11 protein-coding genes and 1 tRNA gene are annotated in these 12,949 nt (G+C 66.2%); 6 read left to right on the plus strand and 6 right to left on the minus strand.

Annotated features, from left to right (window positions below; genetic code table 11):
* Positions 1–63 precede the first annotated feature (63 nt).
* From JHC99_RS06080 to JHC99_RS06100, 5 genes are all read right to left on the minus strand, one after another.
* Positions 64–1,287 (minus strand): DUF418 domain-containing protein, encoded by a 1,224-nt coding sequence (locus JHC99_RS06080; protein ID WP_292152564.1) that lies wholly within the window; start codon positions 1,285–1,287, stop codon positions 64–66.
* Between the two features lie 73 nt (positions 1,288–1,360).
* On the minus strand, positions 1,361–2,617 hold the full coding sequence (locus JHC99_RS06085) for a DUF418 domain-containing protein (RefSeq protein WP_292152565.1): 1,257 nt from the start codon (positions 2,615–2,617) through the stop codon (positions 1,361–1,363).
* 56 nt (positions 2,618–2,673) lie between these two features.
* A complete protein-coding gene (locus JHC99_RS06090) occupies positions 2,674–3,240 on the minus strand; it encodes a phthalate transporter (RefSeq protein WP_292152566.1) in 567 nt (188 codons plus the stop codon).
* Between the two features lie 9 nt (positions 3,241–3,249).
* Positions 3,250–4,128, minus strand: a complete 879-nt coding sequence (locus JHC99_RS06095; protein ID WP_292152567.1) for a 3-hydroxybutyryl-CoA dehydrogenase — start codon at positions 4,126–4,128, stop codon at positions 3,250–3,252.
* A gap of 146 nt (positions 4,129–4,274) precedes the next feature.
* Positions 4,275–4,580, minus strand: coding sequence for a YggT family protein (locus JHC99_RS06100; RefSeq protein WP_292152568.1), 306 nt, complete (start codon positions 4,578–4,580; stop codon positions 4,275–4,277).
* A 174-nt stretch (positions 4,581–4,754) separates the two neighbouring features.
* Between JHC99_RS06100 and JHC99_RS06105 the strand changes: the two genes are divergently transcribed.
* The 4 genes from JHC99_RS06105 (at position 4,755) to JHC99_RS06120 (ending at position 9,418) form a co-directional block, all read left to right on the plus strand.
* A tRNA-Ala gene (locus tag JHC99_RS06105) sits at positions 4,755–4,830 on the plus strand.
* 381 nt (positions 4,831–5,211) lie between these two features.
* Positions 5,212–7,551 carry a TonB-dependent receptor gene (locus tag JHC99_RS06110; protein ID WP_292152569.1) on the plus strand — a complete coding sequence of 780 codons (2,340 nt, stop codon included), beginning with the start codon at positions 5,212–5,214 and terminating at the stop codon, positions 7,549–7,551.
* A gap of 81 nt (positions 7,552–7,632) precedes the next feature.
* The gene (locus JHC99_RS06115; RefSeq protein WP_292152570.1) at positions 7,633–8,739 is read left to right on the plus strand and encodes an alkaline phosphatase D family protein; all 1,107 of its coding nucleotides are present in this window, start codon (positions 7,633–7,635) and stop codon (positions 8,737–8,739) included.
* A 190-nt stretch (positions 8,740–8,929) separates the two neighbouring features.
* Positions 8,930–9,418: a peptidase S1 gene (locus JHC99_RS06120; RefSeq protein WP_292152571.1), complete on the plus strand. Its 489-nt coding sequence runs from the start codon at positions 8,930–8,932 to the stop codon at positions 9,416–9,418.
* Positions 9,419–9,541: 123 nt separating this feature from the next.
* Here the strand turns inward: JHC99_RS06120 and typA are convergent, their stop codons facing one another.
* Complete coding sequence (gene typA / locus JHC99_RS06125) at positions 9,542–11,374, minus strand: translational GTPase TypA (protein WP_292152572.1); 1,833 nt, start codon at positions 11,372–11,374, stop codon at positions 9,542–9,544.
* A gap of 220 nt (positions 11,375–11,594) precedes the next feature.
* Here typA and JHC99_RS06130 point away from each other — a divergent pair, with 220 nt between their 5' ends.
* Together JHC99_RS06130 and maiA are read left to right on the plus strand one after the other, a co-directional pair.
* Complete coding sequence (locus tag JHC99_RS06130) at positions 11,595–12,287, plus strand: fumarylacetoacetate hydrolase family protein (protein ID WP_292152573.1); 693 nt, start codon at positions 11,595–11,597, stop codon at positions 12,285–12,287.
* A 2-nt stretch (positions 12,288–12,289) separates the two neighbouring features.
* Positions 12,290–12,919: a maleylacetoacetate isomerase gene (maiA, locus tag JHC99_RS06135; RefSeq protein ID WP_292152574.1), complete on the plus strand. Its 630-nt coding sequence runs from the start codon at positions 12,290–12,292 to the stop codon at positions 12,917–12,919.
* The last annotated feature ends 30 nt before the right edge of the window (positions 12,920–12,949 follow it).

Genomic DNA, 12,949 nt, shown 5'->3' on the forward strand with positions numbered 1-12,949 from the left:
GCCGCCCCCACCCGATCGCTTCGCGATCTGCCCTCCCCCGAGGGGGAGGGAGAGGCTCGTGCTTCAGCCCCGCTTCATCAGCGGCACCATCCGTCCATAGGTCAGGCAGCGCCAGATCCACTCCAGCGGACCCATCTCGAACCGCGACAGCCACAGCGGAGACCAGATCAGCTGCAGGATCCAGATGCCGCCGACGGCGCTCCAGATCATGGCCGGGCCCCATTGGCCGTACAGCAGCGGCCCCCACGGCATGTAGAACAGGCTGGCCATGAGGATCGACTGGGTCAGGTAGTTGGTAAAGGCCATCCGCCCGACGGGGGCCAGCCGACCGGTGATGATCTTCAGCCCCCCCTTGGTCAGCAGGATCAGCAGGGCCGCATAGCCCAGGGTGATGACGAAGCCGAACTGGGCCAGGGCCGCCGACAGGCCGCCGGTCGGATCGTCCTCGACGCCCAGGGTCTGCCAGCGGTACCAGCCGAGTCCGGCCAGGATGGCCGCGCCCGCCGCGATGGCCAGCAGATAGGTCCACATTGCCCCCTTGCCGGCCAGCCAGCCGCTCTTGAACAAGCCCAGTCCCAGCATCATCAGCGGCAGGGTGACGGGGATCAGCGCCAGGCTGAAGCCCTGGACGAAAGCCCAGGCCCTGAGGTTTTCGGTCATGGCGGCGATCCAGCCGCCGGTGCGCACGGCCTCGATGGTGGCGGCGATCTTCTCGGGGCTGACCTCGGGGCCACCCATCTGGTCGCGCACTTCCGGCGAAAGGCTTGCCATCAGGATCGCCATCCCGGCCCCGACCACGCCCCAGAACAGGCTGACCCCGCCGCCGATCCACAGCAGCTTGCCTGCCGACATCGACCGCATCAGCAGCATCAGCAGGCCCGTGTAGGCGTAGTGCATCAGGATATCGCCGTACCAGATACCCAGGCCGTGGATCAGGCCGATCACGAACAGCCAGAACAGCCGGCTGCGCAGCAGCTTTCCGCGCGTCTTGTCCGAACGCTCGCCCCCGACCAGGAAGATCGAGACGCCGAACAGCATGGAGAACAGGCTGCGGAACTTGTCGTGGAAGAAGACGTCGGTGACCCATGTGCCGATCTTGTTGGCCCCGGCCATGGCGAAGGGCGCGGATTCGGGATCGCCATAGACCTCGAACGGCCAGGCGAAGGACAGGGCGTTGACCGCCAGAATCCCCAGCACGGCCAGGCCGCGCAGCATGTCCAGGTTGAAGATCCGGTCGCCGCCCGTGACGGGATTCGGGCGCGTCGGCACCGTGTCTGTCGTGGTCATCTCGAGCCCCCTCGTGTTCCCGACCTCAGGATGCGGCGCCGATGCCGTCCCGCAACCTTAATTCGGCGTAATGTCAGGCCTTCAGCAGCGGCACCCGGCGTCCGTAGGTCAGGCAGCGCCAGACCCATTCCAGCGGCCCCATCTCGAACCGCGACAGCCACAGCGGGGACCAGACCAACTGCAAAAGCCAGATCCCGACGACGATGGCGAACAGCGGACCGGGATCGACCCGCGCGTACAGGTGCGGCCCCCAGGGCATGTAGAACAGGCTGGCCATGATGATCGACTGGCTCAGGTAGTTGGTGAAGGCCATCCGGCCGACGGGGACCAGGCGACGGCTGACGAAACCCAGGCCGTGCCGCGTCATCAGGATCAGCAGCGCCGCCCAGGCCAGGGTCATGAAGGGCGCCAGTTCGCCCACGATCCCCGACCCGAGGCTGGCCCAGGTCGGCGAACGCCCGGGCTCGACCACGACCCAGTCGAACACGCCCAGCACCACACCGATCGCGACGCCCATGGCCAGCATGATGGCGTACGTCCGGTCCGACGCCCGGCCCGCCAGATAACCCGACTTGAACAGGCCCAGCCCCAGCATCATCAGCCCGACGGTCGGGAAGACGTAGATCAGCACGCTGGGCATCTGAAGCTGGACCCAGTTCTCGAGATTCTCGGTCATGGCCGGGAGCCATCCCGAGCGCACGGTCTCGATGGTCTTCAGAATGCCGACCCGCTGTTCGGCGACGGCCTTGTTCCAGTCGGAGGTGCTGGTCACCTCGAGCGAGCCGAACACTTCCATTCCGATCGTGAGGGCCGAGAAGGCGGCCACCAGACCGAACCCGATCCACATCAGACGTTTAACCGACCAGGAGCGCGCGAACATCATGAACAGGCCCGACCAGGCGTAAAGCAACAGGATGTCGCCGAACCAGATGGCCAGGCCGTGGATCAGGCCGAAGATCGCCAGGAAGAACAGCCGCCGCCGCAGCAGGGCACCGCGCGCCTTGTCGCCGAACTCCCCGCCGACCAGGAAGATCGACACGCCGAACAGCATCGAGAACAGCGTCCGGCATTTGTTGTGGAACAGGACATTCACCGCCCAGGTGACGATCTGGTTCGCCCCACCCTGTTCAAACGGCGCGGCATTGGTGCTGCCCTCGACACCGAAAGGCCAGACGAAGCTCATGGCGTTGACGGCCAGGATGCCGAGCACCGCGAAGCCGCGCAGCATGTCCAGCGTCTCGATCCGCTGCGCCGTGGAGACCGGCGCCGACTTGGGCTCCGGCGCGGCCGTGTCATCGACCACCGTCGCGGTCGCGTCCATCGTGCTCATCTGAAACATCCCCCGAGTTCCACGTCACCTTGGCGAACGCGGGTCGGGGAGGCAAGTCAGCCGGGATCGCGATCCATCAGACCCAGCCGGTCCTTGACCTCGGGCTGGGGCTCGAAGGCCAGGAAGGCGACGCACAGTCCGGCCCAGAGCGCGTAGCTTACGCCCAGCAGGATGGCGACCGGCAGGCCGCCCACGCCGTAGATCAGCAGGATGGTCTCGGTATAGCCCAGCGCCTCCAGGAAGCTGCCCGACTGGATCCAGCCCCAGGCCATGCTGACCAGGGCGAACAGCACCATCAGCCCCGCCGCCAGCAGGCCGCCGTAGAGCATGTAGCGCCACACGATGCCGAGCCGCGATCCCGGTCGACCGGTCCGTTCACGCTCGCGCTCCAGCAGCCACAGGCCGACGGGCGAAGCGATGGCTCCGAGGATCAGCACGATCAGCCGCCAGTCCATCTCGCGCCCCGGCAACCAGTTCGACGGGGGCAACAGCGGCAGGGTCAGGATCAGCGGCGGCCAGGCCACGGCAGCGATCCCGGCGATCAGCTTGGCACCCGGCGTCCGGCGCCAGACGACGCGGGTCTGGCCGGGAATGTCTTCGGGCTTGTCGAAGGAGAGGTTCATCGTGCCCCCTTACCGTGTCGGCACCGGGGTGGGGCCGGAATAGTCATAGAAGCCGCGACCGCTCTTGCGACCCAGCCAGCCGGCCTCGACATATTTCACCAGCAGGGGACAGGGCCGGTATTTGCTGTCGGCCAGTCCGTCGTAGAGCACGTTCATGATGGCCAGGACGACGTCCAGCCCCATGAAATCCGCCAGTTCCAGCGGTCCCATCGGATGGTTGGCCCCCAGCTTCAGCGCCTTGTCGATCGAGGCCACGTCGCCGACGCCTTCGTACAGGGTGAAGATGGCCTCGTTCATCATCGGCACCAGGATGCGGTTGACGATGAAGGCGGGGAAGTCCTCGGCATTTGTGGTGGTCTTGCCCAGGCTCTCGGCGAAGGCGACGGCGGCGTCATAGGTGGCGGCTGAGGTGGCGATGCCGCGCACGATCTCGACCAGACCCATGACGGGGGCCGGCTTCATGAAATGCAGGCCGATGAACCGCTCGGGCCGGTCGGTGGCCGAGGCCAGGCGGGTGATGGAGATCGACGATGTGTTGGACGCCAACAGGGTGTCCGGCCCCAGGTGCGGGACCAACTGGGCGTACAGAGCCTTCTTGACTGCCTCGTCCTCGACCGCGACCTCGATGACCAGGTCGGCCTTGCCGGCCTCGGCCAGGGTTTCGACGGGGGCGATGCGGGCCAGGGCGGCATCGGCCTGAGCCCGCGTGGTACGACCCTTGCCGACCTGATGCGCCAGATTGGCCGCGACCTCGCCCAGCGCCAGTGGCAGGCGGGCGGGATCGATGTCGTAAAGCAGGACCGAATATCCGCCCAGCGCGACCGCATGGGCGATGCCGACGCCCATCTGGCCGGCGCCGATGATGGCGACTGTTGCGATCGTGGTCATGCGGCGCAGGTCATCAAATCAGGGTCGGCAGCGGCGTACTCGCCAGAGCCCGGCACCTTAAGAGGGTCGGCGAACGGCGCAAGGCTGGAATCGTGCGCCGCAGCATCCTTGCACCATCCCGCGCGACCCGAAGGCCACACCCGGCATCAGCCCAGCAGGGCGATCAATGCCGGGGCCGCCGTGCGCATGAACAGGATGCGAGCGAATTGAAGCAGCAGCAGCACCACGATCGGTGAGATGTCGATCCCTCCCAGCGACGGGATGATGCGTCGGAACGGCTCCAGCAACGGCCGGGTCACCGAATCAAGGAAATTGGCCAGTTGGCTGACGAACCGGTTGCGATGGTTGATGACGTCAAACGCGAACAACCAGCTCAGGATGGCCGAGGCGATGATGAACAGGATCATCAGGCCGATGACGGCGTCGACCAGCCAGACGATGGCGTAGCCCATGCGAGAACTCCAGCAACAAGGACGCGACGGGGAGGCGTCGCTCTTGCACGCTGTCTAGCCGACCTGTGCCGTTCCGCCAAACGCCCAGTCGCCGCAGATTTGCCGGGGCCGGTTGGCCGTTGACACCCCCCGGTCCCCCCGCCTATGTCCCGGCCTCGCCTTCACCCTCTGAGAGGGGCCGTAGCTCAGTTGGTAGAGCGCGTCGTTCGCAATGACGAGGTCAGGGGTTCGACTCCCCTCGGCTCCACCAGGCGTTAGATTACAAGAACCTGGACCTCATCGGGCGAGCTGCGACACGCGGCTGCTACGCGAGGGTTCATGTCGCTGGACATCAGCATCCCTCGACACAGTGGTTCGGATCCCGTCCGGGCCAGTTCCGGAGCGTCTTCCGATCCTGATGGGTCTGATCCTTCGTCGGCGTGGGCAGGGGGAGCCGCCGGGAGCTGTTTCGGGTCCGCCATTTCTCGAATACCGTACCCGGATCAAGCGTAGCCGTTACGCCACGCTGCGTGCCAAACATCAGCAGATCCTGTCCCGTCATGGAACTGAAGCCTGGCCGTTGCGGGGTCGTCTCGGACCCTCCCTAAGCCCCCGCTGCGTTTCGTGACGCAGAACAAACTTCGGGGCAAACATGACCAATCATCGTCTTCTGACGGGCGTTTCCACGCTCGCCCTCGTGCTGACCAGTGCGATCCTCGCCTCCTGTCCGGCAGTCGCACAGTCCATCGTGTCCGAGCCCGGAGCGGATTCACAACTGGAAGAGATCGTCGTCTTCGGCCGCGGCCAGACCCGCCAGCAGGCTTCGATCACCGCCGCCGCCATCGCCGTCGAAGCGCCCGGCACCAGCCCGCTGAAGGCGATCGAACGCCTGCCCGGCGTCTCCTTCCAGTCGGCCGACGCCTTCGGGAACTACGAGTGGTCCGCGCGCATCGTGCTGCGCAGCTTCAACCAGAACCAGCTCGGCTTCACCTTGGACGGCGTGCCGCTCGGCGACATGAGCTACGGCAACCATAACGGCCTGCACATCTCGCGCGCCGTCATCTCCGAGAACGTCGGCCGGGTGGACGTGGCCCAGGGCTCGGGCGCGCTCGGCACGGCTTCGACCAGCAACCTGGGCGGCACGGTCCAGTTCAACACCCGTCGCCCGGCCGATGTGTTCGGCCTGGACGTGGCCGGCACCTACGGCAGCGAAGAAACCCTGCGCGGCTTCATCCGCCTGGACTCGGGCGCGTTCGGCCCGGCCGATACGGCCCTGTCGCTGTCCTATGGCGATCACTCGATGGACAAGTGGAAGGGCGTGGGCGAACAGAACCAGAAGCAGATCAACTTCAACCTGGTCCAGCCGATCGGCGCGGGCGAGATCACCGGCTTCATCAACCATTCCGAACGCCGCGAGAACGACTACCAGGACCTGTCCCTGGCCCAGATCGCGCGCCTGGGCCGTGACTTCGACAACATCTCGGACAACTACAACCTGGCGGTCCGGATCGCCGACATCGCCAACAACCGCGGCGACACCGGCGCGGCCGTGACCAATCCGGCGGCCGGCACGGTTTATCCGACCCCGATCCAGACGGTCGACGACGCCTATTTCGACGCCGCCGGCCTGCGCGACGACACGATCGGCGCGCTGACGATTTCCTATCCGATCACGGACGCCTTCTCGGTCTCGCTGACCGGCTATGGCCACACCAACAAGGGCCAGGGCCTGTGGTGGACGCCATACGTCGGCACGCCCGTCGGTGCGCCTGACCAGAACGGTGCGGCGATCGCGATCCCCAGCCCGATCTCGGTACGCACCACCGAATACGACATGGACCGCAAGGGGGCATTCGGTTCGGCCAATCTGGACCTCGGCGCCCACGCGATCGAGGCCGGGTTCTGGCTGGAGCAGAACGACTTCAACCACGCCCGCCGCTTCTACGGCCTGGGCCGGGCCGCCAACACTCGCTCGTCGCTGGAGTTCCTGGAGAACCCCTTCTTCACCCAGTGGCAGTATGAGTTCGAAACCGAGACCCGCCTGTTCTACGTCCAGGACACCTGGTCGGTCACCGACGCCCTGACGGTATTCGGTGGCTTCAAGTCGCTGTCGGTCGAGAACACGGCCCGCACCCTCACCGGTCCGAACAAGACCGGCACGATCAAGGCCGAAGACACCTTCCTGCCCCAGGTCGGCGCGACGTTCGACCTGAACGCCGACCAGCAGCTGTTCGTCTCCTACTCGGAAAACATCCGGGCGTTCGAGTCCTCCAACACCGGCGGCCCGTTCTCGGCCTCGGCGGCGGGCTTTGCGGCGCTGCGCAACACCCTTCAGCCGGAAAGTTCCAAGACCATCGAGGCCGGCTGGCGCTTCCGCTTCGACCAGCTTCAAGGATCACTCGCGGTCTACAATGTCGAGTTCGAGGATCGCTTGCTGAGCGTCGCCCTGGGCGCTCCGATCCAGGGCCTGGGCAACGGCATCCAGAACGTGGGCTCGGTCCAGTCGCGTGGCTTCGAGGCGGCGGCGGTCTGGACCTTCAACGACGACTGGTCCGCGTTCGGCTCGTTCAGCTACAACGACTCGACCTATGAGGACGATGTCCGCAACGGAGTCGGTGCCCTGGTGGCGGCGACGGCGGGCAAGACTGTGGTCAACACGCCCGAGACCCTGTTCCGCGCCGAACTGGCCTATGACGACGGTGCCCTGTTCGGCACTCTGGCGGCGGCCTACACCGGCGAGCGCTTCTCGAGCTATCTGAACGACGAGAGCGTGGACGGCTATACGCTGGTGGAACTGACCGCAGGCTATCGGGTCATCGACACCGGCAGCCTGCTGGACGGGACGGAGATCCAGTTCAACGTCACCAACCTGCTGGACGAGGATCATATCTCGACGGTCGGTTCGGGCGGGTTCTCGAACGGGGCAGGCGGCCAGACCTTCCTGCCGGGCGCGCCGCGCCAGGCGTTCGTGACGCTGCGTCGCCACTTCTAAAGCGCGGCGACGGCTTCAATACGGTGGGGCGCGTTCTCTCGAGGACGCGCCCCTCTTTCGGTTTTGGATCAGGATACGACGATGGCTCAGATTTCGAGACGCGGCTTGATGAGCGGGACGGTCGGTGTCGGGCTGGCGGCCGGTGCAGCAACCGCAAAGGCTGACTCCCATGCCGAGTCGGCGCGCACGCTGACCCGGATCGCCTTCGGCTCCTGCGCCAAGAGCCAGAAGCCCCAGCCGATCTGGGATGCCGTGCTGGCGACCGAACCGGACCTGTTCATCTTCCTGGGCGACAACGTCTATCTGGACACGCGTGACCCCGAGGTGATGCGCCAACGCTATGCCGAACTGGCGGCCCAGCCGGGCTATCAGAAGCTGAAGGCGACGACGCCGATCCTGGCCATCTGGGACGATCACGACTTCGGCGAGAACGACGCCGGGGCCGACTACCCCATGAAGGAAGAGAGCCGCCGTCAGTTTCTGGATTTCTTCGGCGAGGCCGCCGACAGCCCCCGACGGACCCGCGACGGCATCTACACGGCCCATGTCTTTGGCCCGGAGGGGCGGCGGGTCCAGGTGATCCTGCCCGATCTGCGTTGGAACCGGACGCCGCTCAAGTCCCTGGAGCTGGGCGATCAGGACTATGAGACCTGGGTCAGGGCGCGTGCAGCCGTCGGCGAGACGACCCCGGGCCCCTATGATCGTAATCCTGATCTGGCCGCGACCCAGTTGGGCGAGCGCCAGTGGCGCTGGCTGGAGGAACAACTGACCGTGCCCGCCGACATCCGGGTGTTCGGGTCCAGCCTTCAGGTGGTCGCGGATTTCGCGGGCTGGGAGGGGTGGATCAACTTCGCTCATGACCACCAGCGGCTGATCGGGGCGATCCGCGACAAGAAGGCGAACGGCCTGTTCTGCCTGTCGGGTGACACCCACTACGGCGAGATTTCGAAGCTGGACGTCAACGTCCCCTATCCGCTGTGGGATATTACCTCATCGGGCCTGACCGAGGTCTGGCCTGTGACGCCGCCCAACGCACTCCGTGTGGGAGGGGTGTTCCGCGATCAGAATTTCGGCCTTCTGACGATCGGCTGGAATGGCGATAGTCCGACCGTCCTGGCCGAGGTTCGCGATGTCAACGGTGTCGTCCGTCTGGAACAGGCGATCCGGGTTGCCGATCTGAGGGTGTGACCGTGGGGACGTCGGGTACGCCTGCTCGGCTGGTGTGACAGTCGAGCTTGCCTGCCAACCGGTTACCCTTTCATGGACTGACTCATCCTGACGCCACAGGGGCGGCGGCTTGACGGGTCGGGGGCGGCGGTCGCATGATTTTTCGCATACCACGGTGCGATGTCGCCCCGCGGAAACGGGGGATACGACCATGAAAGCAATCAGACTGGCTGCCGCCATCGGCGCGGTTCTCGTCGCCGGGGCTGTGACGACCATCGCCGATACGGCCTCGGCCCAGAACTCGGGCCTGCGCCCCAACTTCGGCAGCGTGCGCCTGCGGGCCGGGTTCACGCCCGATCCCTATACGGTCAGCGTCTATGCCGGGGGCTCGATCGACGCCTATACCGACACCGACCTGCCGGGGGCCTGTGTGGGCAACATCTCCGACGCGCCGGACTATAGCGTGACCTATACGGCGGGGCGGCTGCCGCTGGTGTTCCGGGCGGTGTCGAACTCGGACACGACCCTGATCGTCAACGGCCCGGACGGTCGCTGGTCCTGCGACGACGACAGCTTCGGCGACGGCGACCCGCAGGTGGTCTATCGCCGCCCCCGCAGCGGCAAGTACGACATCTGGATCGGCGTTCTGGGCGGCTCGGGGGCCCAGGCCGTCCTGGGGATCACCGAAACGCCGCGCTGAGGAGTTCGGTCGAGGCAACAAAAAAGGCCGCTCCGTGAGGGGCGGCCTTTTCTCATTCAGGGCAGGGTCGGGCTCAAGCAGCGAGCCGCCGCGCGGCGAGCGATAGCCCGCAAGCCGTAAGGCTTACTCAGGACGTGCGCGCTTCTTGCGGAACGACGGGTTCAGGATCTGCTTGCGCAGGCGGATCGATTTGGGCGTGACCTCGACCAGTTCGTCCTCGCCGATATAGGCGATGGCCTGCTCCAAGGACATGATGCGCGGCGGCGTCAGACGCACGGCCTCGTCCTTGCCGGAGGCGCGGACGTTGGTCAGTTGCTTGCCCTTGATCGGGTTGACGTCGAGGTCGTCCCAGCGGGCGTTCTCGCCGATGATCATGCCTTCATAGGTCTTCTCGCCGGCACCGACGAACATGACGCCGCGGTCTTCAAGGTTCCACAGGGCGAAGGCCGCCGTGTCGCCGTCGGAGTTGGAGATCAGCACGCCCTTCAGGCGGCCCTCGATGGCCCCCTTGAACGGCTCGTAGTGGCTGAAGACCCGGTTCAGGACGCCCGATCCGCGCGTGTCGGTCAGGAACTCGCCCTGATAGCCGATCAGAGAGCGCGACGGGCACAGCAGGCTGATGCGGGTCTTGCCGGCACCGGAGGGGCCCATGTCCTTGAGCTCGGCCTTGCGGGCCGACAGCTTCTCGATGACCACGCCGGTGTATTCGTCGTCGACGTCGATCATGACGTCCTCGATCGGTTCCAGCTTCTCGCCGTTCTCGCCTTCCTGATAGACCACGCGCGGACGCGAGATCGAGACCTCGAAGCCTTCGCGGCGCATGTTCTCGATCAGCACGCCCAGCTGCAGTTCGCCACGACCCGCGACCTCATAGGCGTCGCCGCCTTCGGTCGTGGTGACGCGGATGGCGACGTTGGCCTCGGCCTCCTTCAGCAGGCGGTCGCGGATGACGCGCGACTGGACCTTGTCGCCTTCGCGACCGGCCAGGGGGCTGTCGTTGACCGAGACGGTCATGGAGATGGTCGGCGGATCGATCGGCTGGGCGGGAAGGGCGTCGGTGACTTCCATGGCGCACAGGGTGTCGGCCACGGTCGCCTTGGACATGCCGGCGATGGCGACGATGTCGCCCGCTTCCGAACCCTCGTCCAGGGCCGTGCGCTTCAGGCCGCGGAAGGCCAGGACCTTGGTGATCCGGCCGCGCTCGATTTCCTTGCCGTCGCGGTCCAGGGCGTGGATGGCCATGCCGGGAACGGCCTTGCCGCTTTCGATGCGGCCGGTCAGCAGGCGGCCCAGGAAAGGATCGCTCTCGATCAGCACGTTCAGGATCTGGAACGGCTTGTCCTTGTTCGCCTGCACCTTGGGCGGCGGCACGTGGCTGACGATCAGGTCGAACAGGGGGGCCAGGGTGTCGTTGGGCTTGTTCAGGTCCATCGTCGCCCAGCCGGCGCGGCCCGAGGCGTAGATGTGCGGGAAGTCCAGTTGCTCGTCCGTCGCGCCGATGGCGGCGAACAGGTCGAAGGCCTCGTTGTGGACGCGGTCGGGATCGGCGTGGGCGCGGTCGACCTTGTTGATGCAGAGGATGGGGCGCAGGCCCATCTTAAGGGCCTTGGTCAGCACGAATTTGGTCTGGGGCATGACGCCCTCTTCGGCGTCGACCAGGATGACGCAGCCGTCCACCATGCCCAGGATGCGCTCGACCTCACCGCCGAAGTCGGCGTGGCCGGGAGTGTCGATGATGTTGATCCGGGTCTCGCCCGCCTCGCCGTTCCAGAGCACGCTGGTGCACTTGGCCAGGATGGTGATTCCGCGTTCCTTCTCCTGGTCGTTGGAGTCCATCGCCCGCTCGGTCTGGGCCTCATTGGCTCGGAAGACGCCGGACTGGGCGAGCAGCTGGTCCACCAGGGTGGTCTTGCCATGGTCGACGTGGGCGATGATGGCGACGTTGCGAAGGTTCATATCGGTCGTTCAATGCGAAAAGGCGGCCGCCCAAGTCAGGAATGGGTGCGGGGGCCGCTAGGGGAATGTGCGTCATGCGGGGAGGCGCGCGCCTCTTACAGGGGTGCGGACCAAAAGGCCAGTGGGGGACTTAAGAGTCGCTGCGAGACAGTCCGGCCCGGTTCCGCTATTCCGATCGGACGGCCCGGGAAAAACCGAACCCCTGCAAGGAAGACAGCGCGTGACCTTGACCTTCGACCCGGCTCCCGGCGTCCTGGCTCCCACCACGACGGGCGAAAGCTTTCCCGTCCGGCGGCTGTTCTGCATCGGGCGGAACTATGCCGCTCATGCGCGCGAGATGGGCAAGGATCCGGATCGCGAACCGCCCTTCTTCTTCACCAGCTGGGCCGAGACGGTCGCGCCCGACGGCAGCGTCATCGCCTATCCGCAAGCGACCCACGACTACCAGCACGAGATCGAGCTGGTCATCGCCATCGGCAAGTCGGGCCGTGACGTGTCCGAGGCGGACGCGCTGGACCTCGTCTACGGTTATGCCATCGGTCTCGACATGACCCGCCGTGATCTTCAGACCGTCGCCAAGGACGCGGGCCGTCCGTGGGACGCCGGCAAGAACGTCGAACAGTCCAAGCCGCTGGGGCCCATCCGGCCCGCCGCAGGGTTCGATGCGTCGAAGGGGGCCGTCACCCTGAGCGTCAACGGTCAGCCGAAGCAGAAGGGGGATCTGGCGGACATGATCTGGTCTGTTCCCGAGGTCGTCGCCCATGTGTCGCGATACTACCGGCTGGAGCCCGGCGACCTGATCTACACCGGTACCCCGGCAGGGGTCGGGCCGGTGGCGCAGGGCGACGTTCTGGTGGGTGCGATCGACGGTCTGGGCGAACTAACCGTCACTATCGGCCCGCCGGCGAACTGATCATGATCCTGCATGGCTATTTCCGGTCCTCGGCGGCGTGGCGCGTCAGGATCGTGCTCAATCTGAAGGGTCTGGCGACCGACAGCCGCTACCAGCATCTGCGCAAGGGTGAGCAACTGTCGCCGGAGTATCTGGCGGTCAACCCGCAGGGGCTGCTGCCGAGCCTGGTGCTGGATGACGGTACGGTCCTGACCCAGTCGCTGGCGATCTGCGAGTATCTGGATGAGGTCCAGCCCGATCCGCCTCTGTTGCCCTCCGATCCCGCCACGCGGGCCCAAGTGCGCGGCTTTGCCCAGGCCATCGCCTGCGACATCCATCCGCTTCAGAACCTGCGGGTGCTGAAGGCGCTGGCAGGGCTGGGCCAGACGCCGGATCAGACCCAGGACTGGGCGCGGACGGTCATTTCCAACGGCTTCGACGCGCTGGAACGGCTGGTCGAGGACCGGCCGGGCCCGTTCGCGTTCGGGGACAGCCCGACCCTGGCCGATGTCTGTCTGATCCCCCAGATGGGCAATGCGCGACGGTTCGGGGTCGAGGTGCGCTGGCCGCGTCTGGAGGCGATCGACGCCGCCTGTTCCGCCCTGCCGGCCTTTGCCAGGGCCCGGCCGGATGTGCAGCCGGACGCGGAATAGACGCCGGGGTCCGGGCCCCGGCGTATTTCT

Origin of the sequence: Brevundimonas sp. (assembly GCF_016463485.1) — a bacterium.
Classification (GTDB): domain Bacteria; phylum Pseudomonadota; class Alphaproteobacteria; order Caulobacterales; family Caulobacteraceae; genus Brevundimonas.

What these genes read in the sequence shown, in the direction of transcription:
- maiA (WP_292152574.1), top strand. Translation starts at nt 12,290, where the DNA reads ATGATCCTGCATGGCTATTTCCGGTCCTCGGCGGCGTGGCGCGTCAGG.
- JHC99_RS06085 (WP_292152565.1), bottom strand. Translation starts at nt 2,617, where the DNA reads ATGAGCACGATGGACGCGACCGCGACGGTGGTCGATGACACGGCCGCG.
- JHC99_RS06115 (WP_292152570.1), top strand. Translation starts at nt 7,633, where the DNA reads ATGGCTCAGATTTCGAGACGCGGCTTGATGAGCGGGACGGTCGGTGTC.
- JHC99_RS06110 (WP_292152569.1), top strand. Translation starts at nt 5,212, where the DNA reads ATGACCAATCATCGTCTTCTGACGGGCGTTTCCACGCTCGCCCTCGTG.
- JHC99_RS06090 (WP_292152566.1), bottom strand. Translation starts at nt 3,240, where the DNA reads ATGAACCTCTCCTTCGACAAGCCCGAAGACATTCCCGGCCAGACCCGC.
- JHC99_RS06100 (WP_292152568.1), bottom strand. Translation starts at nt 4,580, where the DNA reads ATGGGCTACGCCATCGTCTGGCTGGTCGACGCCGTCATCGGCCTGATG.
- JHC99_RS06095 (WP_292152567.1), bottom strand. Translation starts at nt 4,128, where the DNA reads ATGACCACGATCGCAACAGTCGCCATCATCGGCGCCGGCCAGATGGGC.
- typA (WP_292152572.1), bottom strand. Translation starts at nt 11,374, where the DNA reads ATGAACCTTCGCAACGTCGCCATCATCGCCCACGTCGACCATGGCAAG.
- JHC99_RS06120 (WP_292152571.1), top strand. Translation starts at nt 8,930, where the DNA reads ATGAAAGCAATCAGACTGGCTGCCGCCATCGGCGCGGTTCTCGTCGCC.
- JHC99_RS06080 (WP_292152564.1), bottom strand. Translation starts at nt 1,287, where the DNA reads ATGACCACGACAGACACGGTGCCGACGCGCCCGAATCCCGTCACGGGC.